The following is a 16,315-nucleotide window of genomic DNA, read 5'->3' as shown; positions in this document are numbered from 1 at the left end:
TGGGCTGGCGACAAGTCGCATGCGTTGTCTTCAGTTTTCTGGAAGCGCCTGACCGCGCAGCAAATACCCGGTCAGGAAAGGGACAATCAGAGCGCCATCATGACGATGGTGATGCTGGAAACGAAGAGGACCATCGAGGCGAAGGCGGCGCAGTCTTTAGCAAGATCGAACATATGTTCCTCCTTATACTGGATATGTTTCCAGTTTGTTCTTTTTATGTTCGACAGTCAAGCGATTACCGTACCGTGGTTAATATCCGGTTTACATTCGGGATAAAATTGTGGGGAAGGCCCGACTTCCGGGATCAGGCCTGCTCTGCGACCATCTCCACGACCTGCCCGTCCTGCAGGGTGATTCGACGATCCATGAGCGAGGCGATCTCGTGATTGTGCGTGGCGATCAGCGCCGCCAGGCCCGATTGGCGCACAAGCGCCTCAAGCGCTTCGAAGACGTAGCCGGCGGTCGCGGGATCAAGATTGCCGGTCGGCTCGTCGGCCATCAGAACAAGCGGCGCATTGGCGACCGACCGGGCGATCGCGACGCGCTGCTGTTCGCCTCCGGAGAGTTCCGACGGGCGATGGTCCGCCCGCGCGCCGATGCGCATGTAGTCGAGCAACTGCCGCGCACGCACAGCCGCCTCCTCGTGGGATAGACCGGCGATCATCTGCGGCATCATGATGTTTTCGAGCGCCGTGAACTCCGGCAGCAGATGATGGAACTGGTAGACAAACCCGATATCCGAACGTCGCATGGCCGTGCGCTGCTCGTCCGACAGGGACCCGCTCGCGCGGCCGTTGACATAGACCTCGCCGCCATCCGGCCTTTCAAGCAGCCCGGCGATATGCAGCAGCGTCGACTTTCCGGCGCCGGAAGGCGCGACGAGCGCAACGGTCTCGCCCGGCCGCAAAGCCAGGTTCGCGCCGCCGAGAACCGAGAGAATGTTTTCTCCCTGCTGGTAGTGGCGCTCGACATTGTCGAGTTGCAATACGTAGGCGGCGCTGTTCATGAAATCACTCGTAACGAAGGGCGTCCACTGGATCGAGGCGCGATGCGCGCCATGCCGGGAACAGGGTTGCAAGGAAGGAAAGGCCGAGCGCCATCGCGACGACGGCGATCGTTTCGCCCGGATCCATATCCGCTGGCAACTGGCTGAGATAGTAGAGTTCCGGGTCGAAGATCGTGGTTCCGGAAATCCAGGAAAAGAACTGCCGGAACGACTCGATGTTCAGGCAGATGAAGACGCCCAGAAGCACGCCGGCCAAAGTGCCCACCATGCCGATCGCCGCGCCTGTCATGAAGAAGATGCGCATGATCGAGCCGGATGACGCGCCCATCGTGCGTAGGATCGCGATGTCGTGGCCCTTGTCCTTGACCAGCATGATGAGGCCGGAAATGATGTTGAGCGCGGCGACGAGAACGATTAGCGTCAGGATCATGAACATGACGTTGCGCTCGACCTGCAGTGCGGAGAAAAACGTCCTGTTTTGCTGACGCCAGTCGGTGATGAACACCTGCTGCTCCATCGCCTCCTCGACAATCGGACGCATGACGTCGATATCATCGGGATTGTCGAGCACCACTTCGATCGACTGTACGAGACCGTCGGTGTTGAAATAGAGCTGGGATTCGGCGAGCGGCATGAAGATGATCGAGGAATCGATTTCAGACATGCCGACTTCGAAAATGGCTGAAACCGGATAGGCCTTGGTGCGCGGCATCACGCCGAGCGGCGTGATATCGCCTTCCGGCGTGGTCAGCGTCACCGTATCCCCGACAAGAACGCCGAGACTGGACGCCATGCGGGCGCCGATGGCGATCGCTTCTCCCGATGCGAAGCCAACGAGATCTCCGGTCTGGATGTGGTCTGCGACGCCTTCCAAATCGGCGAGATCATCGGCTCCGATGCCCCGAACGAGGGCGCCTGTGCCCGCGCCCTGGAAACCGGTTGCCAGAACCTGGCCATCGACCAGGGGAATCGCGGATTTCACCCCGTCGAGCGCGTCGAGCCTGGCTGCAATGCCCGTATAGTCTGTCAGAGGCTGATCCATCGGCTGGATGATCATGTGACCATTGACGCCGAGAATGCGGTCGATCAACTGGGCGCGGAAGCCGTTCATCACGGCCATGACCACAATCAGCGTGGCGACGCCAAGCATAATTCCGGCGAATGAAAACCCGGCGATGACCGAGATAAACGCCTCGCGTCGACGCGAACGCAGATAGCGCCAGGCGATCATTCGCTCGAAGGTCGAGAAAGGACGGATCGGACGCGCGGGCTTCGGCGCATCGCCCGCCGCCATTGTGTTGTCCGCAACCTCTCCAGTCATCGATTATTCCTGTCTGCCGGAGGTCAGCCGGTTGACGGCTTCCTCGACCGTGACGGTCACACGCTCGCCGGTCTTTCGATCCTTGATTTCGACTTCGCCATTAGCGGCGGAGCGCGGACCGACGATCACCTGGGTCGGCACGCCGACGAGGTCGGCGGTCGCGAACTTGACCCCTGCCCTTTCGTCACGGTCATCATACAGCGGATCCAGGCCCGCCATCTGTGTCGCGTCGTAGAGCTTCTGGCAATAGTCGTCGCATATCCCGTCGCCGGCCTTCATGTTGATGATGCAGAGGTCGAAGGGGGACACGCTTTCCGGCCAAATGATTCCATTATCGTCATGGAATGCCTCAATGATGGCGGGAACAAGACGCGACGGACCGATGCCGTAGGATCCGCCGTGGATAGCATGTTCCTTGCCGTCGGGTCCGGTTACGGTCGCGCCCATTGGTTCGGAGTATTTCGTGCCGAAGTAGAAGATGTGCCCGACCTCGATGCCGCGCGCCGAGACCTGCTGGCTTTCAGGGATGCTCTCGAACACGGAAGCCTCATGCATGTCCGACGTTGCGGCGTAGAGAGACGTCCATTTGTCGACGATGGCTTCCAGGCCGGACACATCGTCGAAATCGACGCTTTCGTCGGGAATATCAAAATCCAGGAAATCCTTGTGGCAGAAGACTTCGGACTCGCCCGTCTTCGCCAGGATAATGAATTCGTGGCTGAGATCGCCGCCGATCGGGCCGGTCTCCGCCCGCATGGGGATCGCCTTCAATCCAAGCCGCGCGAAAGTGCGCAGATAGGCAACGAACATCTTGTTGTAGGAGTGCCGGGCAGCCTCACGGTCGATATCGAAGGAATACGCGTCTTTCATGAGAAACTCGCGCGAGCGCATCGTGCCGAAGCGCGGACGGATCTCGTCCCTGAACTTCCACTGGATATGATACAGATTGATCGGAAGATCCTTGTAGGATCGCACATAGCCGCGAAAGATGTCGGTGATCATCTCCTCATTGGTGGGACCGTAGAGCATGGGGCGCTTCTGGCGGTCCTCGATCCGCAGCATCTCCTTGCCGTAGTCGTCGTAGCGACCGCTCTCCTGCCACAGTTCCGCGGACTGGATGGTCGGCATCATGACTTCCATCGCGCCGGTCCGGTTCTGTTCTTCCCGGATAATCGTGTTGACCTTTTCCAGAACGCGCTTTCCAAGCGGCAACCAGGAATAAATGCCGGCCGACTGCTGGCGGATCATGCCTGCGCGCAGCATCAGCCGGTGCGAAACGATTTCCGCTTCCTTGGGGTTTTCCTTCAGTATGGGGAGAAAATAACGGGATAAACGCATGGCCTGGTCCGTTGCCGACGGAGCGCCGCATTGGAATCAGGCGCGCCGTCTCTGTGAAAATCAGCCGCTTTCATAAACACTTCCAATGCGGATGAAAAGACGCGCAAAACGAGCATGAGGTCCGGTGTTTCGACACTGCCAGTCCAGCCCGACCAGCGGCGACAAACAAAAAACGGGAATATTTCCCTGATGATTCGGAATTTGCCCAAAAAAATTCTGGACAGCGACATTATTGTCACTTTTCGGGTGACATCAGCTTCGCAATCCGTTAGGTTGCCGATCCAATGAGGCAGGGAGAAAAGATCCCCGCACGTTTCGCGGTCAAAGTCTTGGGAGGATGGATCTAAGGCGCGAATTGACTCGCAGCCACCGGAGCAGTCCGGTTTCTAGATCACGCGACAAATTTACAAGGCTCAACGCCTTGTTTTTTTTTGATTTTCAGATGAGCTTCAAGCTCGCATTCAGACCAAGATATACATTGATGCAAAAAGGCCTGCCCGGCAGGCCTTTTTGCCGTTCACGCTTGTTCCACGCCGCACCAGTCGGCCAGGAACAGGGTCATGGCCTTCGTGACGCCAAGCAGCGAATCGAGGCTGACACGCTCATCGAAACCGTGGATCATTTCGGAGATCGGCCCATAGACGAGCGCCGGCGTATCCGCGTACAGCCCGAAGAAACGGGCGTCGGTTGTCGCCGTGCACGCCGTTTCCATGAGCGTCTCACCAAACACTTTTCTGTGGGACCTTGCGAGCAGTCCGACCGGCTCTTCGGCGTCCTTGAGGATATAGCCCTCTGCTTCGAAGCCATTGTAGGTGATTTGCGGCGGATTGTTCTGCAGGAAGGCGTTCCTGCGCGAAGCGAGCCGGACCGTTTCCTCGATTTCGCGCTTCGCCTCGGCGATATCCTGACCCGGATAAATCGCCACACGGACATCGAACGTGCACCACGCCGGCACGCTGGACGCCCAGTCGCCGCCTTCGATGCGGCCGACATTCAGATTGATCGGATGATCCACCGTCTCATAGGGCGGATAATGATCCTTGCGGCTGTTCCAGTCGTGCTCCAGTTCATGCAGCGCCTGCATGACCGTGTAGGCCGCCTCGATGGCGTTGGCGCCCTCTCCCGCGTCTGCGACGTGAACCGGTATGCCGCGAACGTTAACCTGGAACCAGATGACCCCGATCTGCGCCCGGATCATGCTCTGGTTCTGAGGTTCGGGGATGAGCGCCGCATCGGCCTTGTAGCCGCGGGCAAGGCAGGCGAGCGCGCCGTTGCCGGTGCATTCCTCCTCGATGACGCTCTGGACAAACACATCCGCAGTAAAACCGAAGCCCGCCCGCTCAACCGCATCCATAGCCGCCAGGCAAGCGATGAGGCCGGCTTTCATATCGCCTGCGCCGCGACCGTACATCCAGCCGTTTTCGATCCGCGGCTCGAACGGCGGAGTGCTCCACATATCGAGCGGTCCCGTCGGCACAACGTCGACATGTCCGTTGAGAATAAGCGACCTGCCTTTCGGATTTTCGACGCGTCGCGACCCGACAACGTTCCAGGCGTTATCATAATCGACATGAACAGGTGAGAAACCGGGCCAGTGTCTGATCTCATCGATATCGACCTTGAACCGGTCGACATCGAGGCCGCGTTCGCGCATCTGCCGGGCCATATAGTCCTGGGCAGGCGCCTCAGCGCCTCGGGTGGACGGAAAGCGCACCAGATCCGCAGTTTGCGAAATCTGCGCCTCGAACCCCGCCTCGACTGCATCCATTAGCGCGTTCGCCGTCTTGTCATCCAGCATTTTCGTTCCTCCATATCGTCAGCGAACGGTTGAGAAATTCGAGTATCTCGGCTTGAACCGCCCGGTCCACGGACAGCCAGTGCTTGTCGGCAAGGTAATCCGGTTTTTGATAAACGATCGATCGTGAGCCATTGTCTTGGCTCATGAAGGCGCCGCAGTCGCCACTGAGAACCTGCGATTTGAACCAGGGATCAAGCGTGCCGACCAGCGCCAGAACCGGCTGGTCCGGATCGCTGTTGAGACCGTGATATTCCGGCCAGCCTGCATGGCACGTCCAGCCCTCGACAATGCGGGCAGCCGCCGGGACATCTACTATCGTGGCGACGGTGATCGCTCCCTGCGAATGCCCCATGATCACCACTGGCAGATCATTGAACGACTGAAGAAGCGACGCCTGCTCGACCGCATGACGGATCTCGTCCTGGCGCCAGCCAAGAACAGCGCGATGCAATCCGCCGCGATGGGTCGCCGGATCGCAGCTTTTCGGCTTGTCGATCCGCGCGAAGCTGTCAGGAGCAACAACCGCGTAACCCGCCTGCGCCAGAAACCGCCCGGTCGTATCGGTGATCCGGCTCAGACCGCTGCAGCCATGCGCATAGACGATCACTGCGACGGGTGGAGATTCCGGATCAATCCGAGCATCGATATCGCCGACGCCGGACTCGACGAAACCCGCCGGCGTTGCGGCCGGCAAATAGACCCGTGCGGCGTCCCAGGTGCGCTGCAATTCTGCTTCGTCGGCGCGGGCGAAAGAAACCGAAACCAGCATGGCGAGAACCAGCTTCATCGCAATTCGACAATGGGAGAAGAATCTGCGCATCACGCCAGGCTACTCATCAGCATTTGACTGTAGGGATGGTCGGGCGTTCCGTAGAACCGCTCGGAGGGCGCGTCCTCGACAATCTCCCCCCGGTACATCACCGCAATGCGATGGCTGACATAGCGCGTCGCAGCCAGATCATGGGAGATGAAGAGCGCGCCGAAACCGTATTTGTGCTGAAGGTCCATGATGAGATTGAGCACCTGGGCCTGAACCGACACGTCGAGCGCGCTCACAGCCTCGTCGAACACGATGAAACGTGGCTCGGTCACCAGGGCTCTGGCGATGGAGACGCGCTGGCGCTGACCGCCCGACAACTGACCCGGAAAACGGTCGACATACCCGTCGCCGAGACCGACGCTGTCGAAAATGGCCGCCACGCGCCGCCTGCGTTCTTCCGCCGTTACGCCGAGAATGATCAGCGGTTCTTCCACGGAGACGCCGCAACGCAGCCGCGGATTGAGCGCCCATTCGGAATGTTGCAGGACGACGGAAAGCTGTCCGCGACGCTGCCGCAGCGTGCCGAACGGAGCGCCGCCAAAACTCATGACGCCTTGCGTCGGGGCAAGAAGACCAAGGCAGACACGACCAAGCGTCGTCTTGCCCGAACCGGACTCTCCGACGAGCCCGAGCGTCTCTCCCGCTCTGATCGACAGATTCACCTTGCGAACAGCGTCAAAGGCCTCGCCGCCGAGAAATCCGGCGCGATAGGTCACGACGATATGCTGCAGATCGACGACGGTTTCGGTCATTCTGTTCGCGCCTCCTCCGTATCGCTCGTTGCTGCAGCCACCTCCTCCGCAAAGTGACAGCAAACGGTGCGCGCCGCCACGGGACGCGCCTCGGGCCGGTTGTTTGCGCATTCGGGTCGCGCAATGCCGCAACGTGGCTCGTAGGCGCATTTCAGGCCTGGGCCTCTAAGAACAGGCGGCGCGCCAAGTATGGGCTCCAGGCGCTCGCCGGGTTTCTCGTTGCCCGCAGCCGCGGCGATGAGCGCGCGCGTATAGGGATGGGCCGGCCGCTCCAGCACGGTTGCGCTTTGTCCGATCTCGACGACGCGACCGCCATACATGACCGCGACACGGTCTGCATGGCGGGATATGAGCCGCAAGTCATGGGACAGGATCACCATGCTCGCGCCATTCTCCTCGCGCAGCCGCCCGAGCGTTTCCATGACCTTTTCCCGGATCGAGGCGTCCAGCGAAGCGGTCGGTTCGTCCGCGATGATCAGTTTTGGAGACCGTGCGATCGCCATGGCGATGATCACGCGCTGCGCCATGCCTCCGGAGAGTTCGTGCGGAAACGAGCGCATCACCCGGTCCGGATCGTCGAGTTCCGCCCTGCGAAGCAGTGCAGCGATGGCGTCGCGCGAGGGTTTCCCGCCGATCGCCCGGACCATCTGACGTTCTATGCGCATGGTCGGATCGAGCGCCGTCATCGGATTCTGGAAAACAAAACCGAGGTGGTCGCGGCGAAGCTGGCGCAACGCTTCGGCGTCGGCGTTGACCACGGAAACGCCGTCGACCGTGATCGTTCCGCTCTCGATCCGCGCTTCCGGAGGAAGCAGACGCCCGATCGACATTCCGATCGTGGTCTTTCCGGAGCCGCTCTCGCCGACGATCGCCAGCGTTTCTCCGCGGGCGACGGTAAGCTCGGCGCTATCGAGACCAAGGGTCATTGCGCCTGCCCCGTCATAGGCGATGACGAGATCGCGGATTTCTACAAGCGCGCTCATGACAGCGCCCTGCCCTTCAACGGCTCGATGGCGTCGCGAATCGCATCGCCGACCAGGTTGACGGACATGATGGCGAGAGACAGGACAATTCCGGCGGACAGGACGAGCCAAGGCGCAATCGTGAGATAGGCGCTGCCTTCGCGAAGCAGCGATCCGAGCGACGCCTGCGGCGGCTGAACGCCGAGGCCGAGATAGCTGAGCGTGCTCTCGATGATCATGCCGATCGACATGGCGTAGGTGAGCTGGACGATGACCGCTCCAATAATGTTGGGCAGGATATGCACGATCATCACCCGCCACGGCGTTGCGCCCGCAACCTCGGACGCGGTCACGAATCCGCGGCCGGCGACGCTGAGCGTCACCGAGCGCACAACGCGGATAAACAGCGGTATCGTTGCAATGGAAATGACAGCGACCGCGGAAATCTGGCCTGGCCCCATCAGGGCCGCGACAAGAAGGCCAACGATGATGGCCGGAAAGGCAAACAGGATATCGGCGCCGCGGGCGACGAGATGGTCCGTCATACCGCGAAAATAGCCTGCCAGCATCCCGAAGAAAGAGCCGATCACGGCGGTAATCGATACTGCGACGATGGAAAGCAAAAACGTGGCGCGAATACCCTCAACGACGCGCGGCAGATAGGAGCGCCCGAGTTCGTCGGTGCCGAAGGGAAAAGCCCAGGAGGGCGGACCGAGCCGCGGACCTGCGGCGATCCTTGTCGGATCGCCCAACGGCAGCCAGGGCCCAAGGAGCCCGACGAGAATCAGCAACACGAGTATGACAAGGCCGAGAAAAGACAGCTTGTCTTCACGCATCAGACGGCCGAGCGCCGCTCCGGTCAATCGCAACGCGCTCATCGCCTGGTCCCCGTTCCGACCCGCGGGTCAATCGCCGCATACAGAATATCGGACACCATGTTGATGGAAATGAAGACCAGAGCCGCAATCAGCACGCCGGCCTGTACGATTGCGTAGTCCCGGTTGAGGAGACCGTTGAATGTGTAAAGCCCGATGCCGGGGATAGAGAACAAGACTTCGACCACGACCGCGCCGCTGAGCAGGAAACCGAAATAGGTCGTCACCACCGTGACGACCGGGATAGCCGCGTTGCGCAATACATGCAGCCGGATGATATCGCGCGGGCGTTCGCCGCGCGCGACGGCGGTGGTGATGTGGCCCTCCGTCATGACCTGCATCACCGCATCGCGCGTGGTGCGCAGGATAAGGGCGACGCCAAATACCGAGAGCGTGAGGCCCGGCAGCAGCATAACCCGCATGTTCTCGACCGGAGCTTCGCTGAAGGGAACATAGCCGCCGACCCGGAACCAGAGCGACCATACGGAAAACACAAAGATGAGGGCGCTGCCCAGCACGACATCCGGCACGCTGGCGCCAACCGCGCCGATGACGCGGCCGAAGCCGCCGCGAGCGCGACCGGCGACACCGGAAGCGACGCCAAGAGGAACGCCGAAGGCGAGCGCGACGAAGAGGGCTATCATCGCAAGTTCGAGCGTGACCGGCGCGCGCCTCAGGAACTCGTCGATCACCGGCTTTTGGGTGACCATCGACACGCCAAAATCGCCTTGCAGAAGCGAGAAAAGCCAATGAGCGAACTGGAAGACGACAGGCTGGTCAAGTCCATAGCGCTGGGCGATCGCGGCGCGGGCTTCAGGCGTTACGAACGGTCCGAGCAGAATATCCGCGTACCCGCCCGGAATGAAGCGCAGAGCCAGAAACACGAGGATCGAGACGCCGAGCGTGGTTACGAGCGCTATGGCAATCCGGGGCAAAAGGTAGCCGATCAGGCGCATCCACCAAACTTTCCGTTTTCAGGACAGGGCGATTTCAAACAAGAATGAAGCGATGGCTGCAGGAGGCGGGATCGCGATAATCCCGCCCCCCACACGCGCCCAGATCAATCGAGGGGTTTGAATTCCTCGATGTACTGGAAAGTGTCGGACGATCCGGATTTCTCCGGAACCTTCACTTCGATCTTGTCGTCACGGTAGACGACATAGTCGGTCTTGGAAACCAGCGCCAGCAGGTTGGCGCTCTCATCGATCATGCCGCAGATTTCAGCGAGCTTGGCGTCCCGCTCGGGGCTGTCCTGCATGGTCTTGACTTCGTCGAGAGCGGCTGAAAGTTCCGGCACGCTTTCCTGGAAGACCTGGTTCCAGATAGCGAATTCCGGGTTCCACCAGGCGATGACCATGGTCGGATCCGTGTAGCCTGCGAGCCAAGAGACCGAGAAGTCGAAATCGCCGTCCGTGAACACGCGCTGGAGATATTCCGCCGTCGGGATCGATTCGATCGTGACGTTGAAGCCCGCCTCTCCCAGGCTCTGCTGCGCGACCTGCGCAATGCGCCCGAGGACCGGATTGGAAGACGCCGCGATCAATCCGACTTCCGGGTTTTCGTTGCCGGCTTCCTTGAGCAGCGCTTTCGCCTTTTCAATACGCTCTTCGCGAGGCAGCGCGTAGGCGTCAAGCGAACGACAGGCGTCCTTTCCGAAGGCGCCCGGAACAGGATAGTCGACCTCGGACGTGCCGGCGAACACGAAGTCGTCGATCGCCTGGCGGTCCAGCGCCAGGTTCATGGCCTGCCGCACCTTTCTGTCATGAAACGCGGAGTCTTCACTGAGCGCATTGACGTCCACGCGATAGTAGTTGGTCGTCTGCTGGGCACTGGACTTTATATTATCGTCCTTGGCGAGCATTTGCGGCGAGTCGGGATCGGCGAACGTTGAGAAATCGACGCGCCCGTTGCGAAGCGCGGCAATGCGGGCCGACTGGTCGGGAATGATCGGCACTTCCAGGCGATCTGCGAGCGGATACCCCTCGCGCCAGTAATGGGGATTACGCACGAGCGTCCATGCTTCGTCCTGTTTGTGCTCCTCGACCATGAACGGGCCGGAGCCAAGCATCTGCGACGTAGGATCGAAACTGCCCTCCTTGAGTTCCTTGATCGGAAGGATCGCCGCCGTGATATGGGCGAGCGCCGGCAGAAAGGCGGGATGCGGCTCAGCCAGCTCGACCGTGACCGTGCGGTCATCGACCGCTTCCATCTTTGCGATGTCGCCGAGTTGCGCCGACCAGTAGGAGGCTGTTTCCGGATTCTTGATGCGTTCCAGACTTCCGATGACATCGTCGGCCGTCACCGGACGTCCGTTCGAGAAAGTCGCGCCATCGCGTATCGTGAAGGTGTAGCTTGTCGGAGACGTCTGCTCCCAGCTCTCGGCCAGCGCGCCTTTCAGCGAAAGTGTTTCATCGGCCTCGAGCAGTGTCTCGTAAATCATCTGGTACATTTCCCAGGATGCGACGGTGCCCGCCACATGGGCGTCAAAGCCGGTAATTTCGGCCGGCTTGCCCCAGATGATGGTCTTTTCCTGCGCCAGAGACGGCAGCGAAGCCATGGCTGCGACGCCCAGTCCGAGCGCGACGGTTGCGGACGCCCTGCTGATCGATGGTGGAAATTTCATGATTATGATCTCACTTCTGTTGCTGTTCACCCTGCTGCTCCGTCTCTTCTTACTCGGGAGCAATAACTAACTGTTGACGATCGTGTTATAAGTATCACATAAAGTCAATAGATGTTATCTTATTAATACAATGAGGGGCGAATGGCCGGTTTCAGCGACTATCGCGACCATGATGGTCTGGGTCTTGCGGATCTTGTGCGCAAGGGCGAGATCAGCCAGCACGAACTCCTGGAAGCAGCTATCGAACGCGCGGAAGACGTCAATCCGGCCATCAACGCGCTATCGCAAAAACTGTACGCGTTCGGCGAAAACATGCTGAAAGACCTGCCGGCCAACGCCCCCTTCGCGGGCGTGCCGTTTCTCCTCAAGGACGTTTCGGCAATGCTGTCCGGGACCCTGACGACCCACGGCTCCAAATTGTTCGCGGACAACATGGCAAAGGCCGACACCACGCTCGTAGAGCGCTACAAGCACGCCGGCGTGGTCATTTTCGGCAAGACCACTTCGCCGGAAATGGCGCTCGCCGCATCAACGGAGAGCACCTTCTGCGGGACAACCCGCAATCCATGGAGCCTCGACCGAACCGCAGGCGGTTCGTCGGGTGGCGCGGCCGCCGCCGTCGCTGCGGGCATCGTACCGATCGCCCATGCAAGCGACGGCGGCGGTTCCATTCGTATTCCCGCCTCGTGCTGCGGGCTCTTCGGGCTCAAGCCCAGTCGGGCGCGAACACCAAACGGACCGCTGGCAGGCGAAGGGTGGGGAAGCCTTTCCGCGTCACACGTCGTTACGCGCACGGTCAGGGATTCAGCCGCCATGCTCGACGCCACGCACGGCCCGGCGCCTGGCGACCCCTATTGCGCGCCTTACTATGGAGGGCGTTTCCTCAATGAGGTGAAGACGAACCCTGGCCGACTCAGAATAGCCTTTCAGCGCGCGCCGCTTTCGGGAGCAGCTGTCGATCCCGAGTGCGCCCGGGCCGCAGAGGACGCCGCAAGCCTGCTCGAACAGCTTGGCCATACTGTGATTGACGAACAGCCGCCGGGAGACTGGGAAGAACTCGGACACGCGCTCTGGGTGCTGGTCGCCTCCAATGTCTCGCGCGCCGTCAAGAACAGGGCCGCCGAACTCGGCCGCGACATCAAACCCGACGACATCGACCGGGCGACCTGGAGCGCCGTCGAATTTGCGAGCACGCTTCCGGTCGAGGCCTATCCGGACGCGTTGGCGCGCATCCACATGCAGGGGCGACGGATGGCTGACTTCCATAGGCGCCATGACGTCGTGATGAGCCCGACGCTCGCCCAACCACCTGCGCCGCTCGGCGTGCAGCACACGAACAATCCGGATCAGGCCGCCTATGCGGCAGCCCTGCAGGCCTTTACGCCGTTTACCCAACTCTTCAACCTGACAGGCCAGCCGAGCATGTCGACGCCGCTGCACTGGACATCCGATGGCCTGCCCGTCGGCGTAATGTTTTCTGCGGCCTTCGGCGACGAGGCGACGCTCCTGCGTCTTGCCGGGCAGTTGGAGAAAGCCAAACCATGGTTTGGCAAAACACCGGGAGAGGTTTCATGAGCACCCCCCTGGCGGACCGCCTGACGGTCGATTTCGCCAAGCTGACAAAATCGGAAAAGTCGATCGCGAGCTACATGCTCGCCAATATGAACTCCCTGCCATACGAGACCGCAGCGTCCATCGCCAAGCAGGTCGGGGTCAGCCAGATGACGGTCGGACGTTTCCTGCGATCGCTCGGATATCAGCGGCTGAGCGATCTAAAAGCAGAGATGCGCACAGATATCGATGCGACGCCGCTCCTGATATCCGATCGCGTGGACCGGATCCGACAGAACGCTGCGGCAGGCAGCCGCCTGTGGGAAAACTTCGACCTGGAAATGGCCGCGATCCTCGGGGTCTACGAGATGCGCGAAACCGCGCCCTGGCAACAGGCAATCGAGGCTCTCGCCACGTCATCAAGGGTTTTCGTGACCGGCTTCCAGACAATCGCCGGCATTGCTTCGGATTTTGCAGGACGGCTGGATTATGTGCGGCCGGAGGTGCGCTATCTGGACGGCCGCAACGGCACCTTCAGCGAGATGCTCGCGGAGGACTGCAGCAACACCTGTCTCGTTCTTTACGAAATGCGCCGCTATACGCGGTTCAGCTATCAGCTCGCCCAGATCGCCAGTGAAAAGGGGCTGTCAGTCGTCATTATCTGCGACAATCACTGCTACTGGGCGCGCGACTATACCGACGCAGTTCTGAGCGTGAGCACGGATTCGCACCTGTTCTGGGATCTGCAAACACCGTTTCTGAGCCTTAACGGACTGCTGCTTGATGATCTGATCGCGCGTCTGGGAGACGATGTCGCTGAACGGATCGGGGTCATGCGAGAGCTGCAGGACCGCTTCGAATCCTTTCGCGACTGAACAGCCCGACGTCAACCGCGACCAGAGAAATCCGGAACGATCCTCGGGATGGAATCCACCGACAGCTCAAAGACGACGACAAGAAAATAATAGAGCGCGAAGATCGCCGCAGCGACCAGGCTGGTCAGGATCAGCTTGAAACCCATCCTGTGCCGGTGAGGCGCGCTTTCGGTCGTGCCGAGCGTTATATCCTCTTCATCGGCCTGTGTTTTCACGCCGATCGGCAGGATGGCGAACAGCGTGATCCACCATATGACGACATAGATCGCGATACCGGTGACAGGCGACATCGGTCAGACCTCTTCAAGTTCAACCAATGCGCCGCAGAAATCCTTCGGATGCAGGAAGAGCACGGGCTTTCCGTGGGCGCCGGTTTTCGGCTCCCCGTCGCCCAGCACCCGGGCGCCGCCCGCGGCGAGCGCGTTGCGCGCCGCGATAATGTCATCGACCTCGTAGCAGATGTGGTGCATGCCGCCCGCCGGGTTGCTTTCAAGAAACTTCGCGATCGGAGACCCCTCGCCCAGAGGCTCCAGCAACTCCACTTTCGTGTTGGGCAATTCTATGAACACAACGGTCACGCCGTGGTCGGGCAGCGGCTGCGGTTGCGAGACGTGAGCGCCCAGCGTGTCGCGGTATGTCTTCGCCGCGGCTTCCAGATCAGGGACAGCTATCGCGACATGGTTCAGTCTGCCGATCATAGGTTTTCCTCCTAGCGGATTCGCGTAACGAAGACGGTCATGACCGGCTTCTTGCCCCAGGCGTTCCGCGCTGCTGCGCGCACGGCCCTGCGCACCGATTCCTGCACCAGTTCGAGATCGCGGCGACGCACGCGGGGAATGCTTTCCACGGCTGCTATCGCCGCGTCGCGAAGCGTTTCCTCGATATAGGCGCCCGTATCATCGATCTCCGGCACGCCGCGACAAACGACATCCGGATCATCGATCAGCACATTCTTTGCGTCGACCAGCACATTGACGGCGATATGGCCGACATACGACAACTTGCGCCGCTCGCCGATTGCCATTTCATCGAAATCGCCGATCAGGTCGCCATCCTTGAAGAGTCGCCCGTGCGGCGCTTCGTCGATCACCTGAGCTTCGCCCGGCGCCAGCCGCACGACATCGCCGTTGCGGACATGCGGCACGACCTTGAGGCCCGACTGTTCGCCGAGCTCTGCCTGGGCGGTGAGATGCGCGGCTTCTCCATGGACGGGTATGAGGAACTCCGGCCGCACCCATTGATACATCTGCTGCAGTTCATTGCGGCGCGGATGTCCGGAGACGTGGACCAGCGCATCGCTGTCAGTGACGATGTGAACGCCCTGGTCGATCAGACCGTTCATGATATCGAGGACCGCCTTTTCGTTGCCCGGTATCGTGCGCGAGGAAAACACGACGGTGTCTCCCTTCGACAGGGAAATATTGCGCATCTCGTCGCGGGAGAGTTTTGCGAGCGCCGCCCGCGATTCGCCCTGGCTGCCGGTCAGAATGATCACTATGCGATCGCGCGGGGTCGAGGCGAACTCGTCCTCGCTGATGAATTCGGAAAAGCCTTCCATATAGCCGAGATCGCCGGCGACATTGACCACGCGCTTGATGGAACTGCCAAGCAGCAAAACCTTGCGGCCTGCCTCTTCGGCCGCTTTCGCAACGGAGCGGATACGCCCGACATTAGAGGAAAAGGTAGTGATCGCGACGCGGCCTTCCGCAGCTTCGATGATCTTTTCCAGACTGTCGCTGACTTCCTGTTCAGAGGGAGATACGCCGTCGCGCATTGCATTGGTGGAATCGCAAATCAGCGCGAGAACTCCATTGTCGCCTATTTCGCGAAAACGTTTCTCGTCGGTGAGCGGCCCCATGGACGGCGCATGATCGATCTTCCAGTCGCCGGTATGGACGACCACGCCCAAGGGCGTCGTGATCGCAAGGGAAAAGGGCTCGGGGATCGAGTGGTTGACGGGAATGGCCTCGATCTTGAATGGCCCGATTTCGAAAATGTCGCCGGCCTTGAACAGGTTGACCGGCACGGCTTCGGCGTCGCCCTCGTAGGCGCGCTTCGATTCCAGCATGCCTGCGGTGAAGGGCGAGACATAGACAGGCGCCTTGAGGGTCGGCCAGAGATCGGCGATCGCGCCGTAGTGATCCTCGTGCGAATGCGTGATCACGATCGCTTTCAGATTGATCTTTTCCGACTCGATGAAGCGGATGTCGGGCAGAACAAGGTCGACACCCGGCAGATCAGGCCCGGGAAAGGTGACGCCGCAATCGACCATGATCCATTCCCGCTTGTCCGGCTTGCCGTAGCCGTAAAGCGCGAGATTCATGCCGATCTCGCCAACACCGCCGAGCGGAAGAAATATTAGTTCGTCTTTTTCTGTCATTGTATTCCAGCCGT

General features: G+C 60.5%; 15 protein-coding genes. 2 read left to right on the top strand and 13 right to left on the bottom strand.

The window, feature by feature from the left end; genetic code table 11:
* Window positions 1–304 precede the first annotated feature (304 nt).
* The 10 genes from K1W69_RS05265 to K1W69_RS05220 form a co-directional block, all read right to left on the bottom strand.
* The gene (locus K1W69_RS05265) at window positions 305–1,006 is read right to left on the bottom strand and encodes an ABC transporter ATP-binding protein (RefSeq protein WP_220227263.1); all 702 of its coding nucleotides are present in this window, start codon (window positions 1,004–1,006) and stop codon (window positions 305–307) included.
* 4 nt (window positions 1,007–1,010) lie between these two features.
* Complete coding sequence (locus tag K1W69_RS05260) at window positions 1,011–2,300, bottom strand: lipoprotein-releasing ABC transporter permease subunit (RefSeq protein ID WP_220227847.1); 1,290 nt, start codon at window positions 2,298–2,300, stop codon at window positions 1,011–1,013.
* 30 nt (window positions 2,301–2,330) lie between these two features.
* Window positions 2,331–3,665 (bottom strand): proline--tRNA ligase, encoded by a 1,335-nt coding sequence (gene proS, locus K1W69_RS05255; RefSeq protein ID WP_220227262.1) that lies wholly within the window; start codon window positions 3,663–3,665, stop codon window positions 2,331–2,333.
* 517 nt (window positions 3,666–4,182) lie between these two features.
* Window positions 4,183–5,463 (bottom strand): ArgE/DapE family deacylase, encoded by a 1,281-nt coding sequence (locus K1W69_RS05250; protein WP_220227261.1) that lies wholly within the window; start codon window positions 5,461–5,463, stop codon window positions 4,183–4,185.
* Window positions 5,453–6,283: a dienelactone hydrolase family protein gene (locus K1W69_RS05245; RefSeq protein ID WP_258570902.1), complete on the bottom strand. Its 831-nt coding sequence runs from the start codon at window positions 6,281–6,283 to the stop codon at window positions 5,453–5,455. Before K1W69_RS05245 ends, K1W69_RS05250 begins: the two co-directional genes overlap by 11 nt.
* Entirely contained in the window at window positions 6,283–7,035 is a 753-nt protein-coding gene (locus tag K1W69_RS05240; protein WP_220227259.1) for an ATP-binding cassette domain-containing protein, read from the bottom strand. The genes K1W69_RS05245 and K1W69_RS05240 overlap by 1 nt, the downstream gene beginning before the upstream one ends.
* A complete protein-coding gene (locus K1W69_RS05235; RefSeq protein WP_220227258.1) occupies window positions 7,032–8,018 on the bottom strand; it encodes an ABC transporter ATP-binding protein in 987 nt (328 codons plus the stop codon). The genes K1W69_RS05240 and K1W69_RS05235 overlap by 4 nt, the downstream gene beginning before the upstream one ends.
* Window positions 8,015–8,875 carry an ABC transporter permease gene (locus tag K1W69_RS05230; protein ID WP_220227257.1) on the bottom strand — a complete coding sequence of 287 codons (861 nt, stop codon included), beginning with the start codon at window positions 8,873–8,875 and terminating at the stop codon, window positions 8,015–8,017. The genes K1W69_RS05235 and K1W69_RS05230 overlap by 4 nt, the downstream gene beginning before the upstream one ends.
* Window positions 8,872–9,828: an ABC transporter permease gene (locus tag K1W69_RS05225; protein ID WP_220227256.1), complete on the bottom strand. Its 957-nt coding sequence runs from the start codon at window positions 9,826–9,828 to the stop codon at window positions 8,872–8,874. The genes K1W69_RS05230 and K1W69_RS05225 overlap by 4 nt, the downstream gene beginning before the upstream one ends.
* 104 nt (window positions 9,829–9,932) lie before the next feature.
* Entirely contained in the window at window positions 9,933–11,495 is a 1,563-nt protein-coding gene (locus K1W69_RS05220) for an ABC transporter substrate-binding protein (RefSeq protein ID WP_220227255.1), read from the bottom strand.
* Window positions 11,496–11,636: 141 nt separating this feature from the next.
* Between K1W69_RS05220 and K1W69_RS05215 the strand changes: the two genes are divergently transcribed.
* Together K1W69_RS05215 and K1W69_RS05210 are read left to right on the top strand one after the other, a co-directional pair.
* On the top strand, window positions 11,637–13,070 hold the full coding sequence (locus K1W69_RS05215; protein WP_220227254.1) for an amidase: 1,434 nt from the start codon (window positions 11,637–11,639) through the stop codon (window positions 13,068–13,070).
* Window positions 13,067–13,921 carry a MurR/RpiR family transcriptional regulator gene (locus K1W69_RS05210; RefSeq protein WP_220227253.1) on the top strand — a complete coding sequence of 285 codons (855 nt, stop codon included), beginning with the start codon at window positions 13,067–13,069 and terminating at the stop codon, window positions 13,919–13,921. The genes K1W69_RS05215 and K1W69_RS05210 overlap by 4 nt, the downstream gene beginning before the upstream one ends.
* Window positions 13,922–13,932: 11 nt before the next feature.
* Here K1W69_RS05210 and K1W69_RS05205 read toward each other — a convergent pair whose 3' ends face one another.
* Genes K1W69_RS05205 through K1W69_RS05195 form a run of 3 tightly spaced genes read right to left on the bottom strand, consistent with a single transcriptional unit; the run spans window position 13,933 to window position 16,301 of the window.
* A complete protein-coding gene (locus K1W69_RS05205; RefSeq protein ID WP_220227252.1) occupies window positions 13,933–14,211 on the bottom strand; it encodes a DUF1467 family protein in 279 nt (92 codons plus the stop codon).
* A gap of 3 nt (window positions 14,212–14,214) precedes the next feature.
* Complete coding sequence (gene mce, locus K1W69_RS05200; RefSeq protein ID WP_220227251.1) at window positions 14,215–14,619, bottom strand: methylmalonyl-CoA epimerase; 405 nt, start codon at window positions 14,617–14,619, stop codon at window positions 14,215–14,217.
* An 11-nt stretch (window positions 14,620–14,630) separates the two neighbouring features.
* The gene (locus tag K1W69_RS05195) at window positions 14,631–16,301 is read right to left on the bottom strand and encodes a ribonuclease J (protein ID WP_220227250.1); all 1,671 of its coding nucleotides are present in this window, start codon (window positions 16,299–16,301) and stop codon (window positions 14,631–14,633) included.
* Between the last annotated feature and the right edge of the window lie 14 nt (window positions 16,302–16,315).

Source organism: Flavimaribacter sediminis, from assembly GCF_019492055.1.
In the GTDB taxonomy this organism is placed as follows: Bacteria; Pseudomonadota; Alphaproteobacteria; order Rhizobiales; family Rhizobiaceae; genus Flavimaribacter; species Flavimaribacter sediminis.
The sequence above is the reverse complement of the archived record's forward strand: the minus strand, read 5'-3'. Positions and strand labels throughout refer to the sequence as shown.

What these genes read in the sequence shown, in the direction of transcription:
- K1W69_RS05265 (WP_220227263.1), bottom strand. Translation starts at nt 1,006, where the DNA reads ATGAACAGCGCCGCCTACGTATTGCAACTCGACAATGTCGAGCGCCAC.
- K1W69_RS05235 (WP_220227258.1), bottom strand. Translation starts at nt 8,018, where the DNA reads ATGAGCGCGCTTGTAGAAATCCGCGATCTCGTCATCGCCTATGACGGG.
- K1W69_RS05210 (WP_220227253.1), top strand. Translation starts at nt 13,067, where the DNA reads ATGAGCACCCCCCTGGCGGACCGCCTGACGGTCGATTTCGCCAAGCTG.
- K1W69_RS05195 (WP_220227250.1), bottom strand. Translation starts at nt 16,301, where the DNA reads ATGACAGAAAAAGACGAACTAATATTTCTTCCGCTCGGCGGTGTTGGC.
- K1W69_RS05240 (WP_220227259.1), bottom strand. Translation starts at nt 7,035, where the DNA reads ATGACCGAAACCGTCGTCGATCTGCAGCATATCGTCGTGACCTATCGC.
- mce (WP_220227251.1), bottom strand. Translation starts at nt 14,619, where the DNA reads ATGATCGGCAGACTGAACCATGTCGCGATAGCTGTCCCTGATCTGGAA.
- K1W69_RS05250 (WP_220227261.1), bottom strand. Translation starts at nt 5,463, where the DNA reads ATGCTGGATGACAAGACGGCGAACGCGCTAATGGATGCAGTCGAGGCG.
- K1W69_RS05260 (WP_220227847.1), bottom strand. Translation starts at nt 2,300, where the DNA reads ATGGCGGCGGGCGATGCGCCGAAGCCCGCGCGTCCGATCCGTCCTTTC.
- proS (WP_220227262.1), bottom strand. Translation starts at nt 3,665, where the DNA reads ATGCGTTTATCCCGTTATTTTCTCCCCATACTGAAGGAAAACCCCAAG.
- K1W69_RS05245 (WP_258570902.1), bottom strand. Translation starts at nt 6,283, where the DNA reads ATGCGCAGATTCTTCTCCCATTGTCGAATTGCGATGAAGCTGGTTCTC.
- K1W69_RS05230 (WP_220227257.1), bottom strand. Translation starts at nt 8,875, where the DNA reads ATGAGCGCGTTGCGATTGACCGGAGCGGCGCTCGGCCGTCTGATGCGT.
- K1W69_RS05220 (WP_220227255.1), bottom strand. Translation starts at nt 11,495, where the DNA reads ATGAAATTTCCACCATCGATCAGCAGGGCGTCCGCAACCGTCGCGCTC.
- K1W69_RS05205 (WP_220227252.1), bottom strand. Translation starts at nt 14,211, where the DNA reads ATGTCGCCTGTCACCGGTATCGCGATCTATGTCGTCATATGGTGGATC.
- K1W69_RS05215 (WP_220227254.1), top strand. Translation starts at nt 11,637, where the DNA reads ATGGCCGGTTTCAGCGACTATCGCGACCATGATGGTCTGGGTCTTGCG.
- K1W69_RS05225 (WP_220227256.1), bottom strand. Translation starts at nt 9,828, where the DNA reads ATGCGCCTGATCGGCTACCTTTTGCCCCGGATTGCCATAGCGCTCGTA.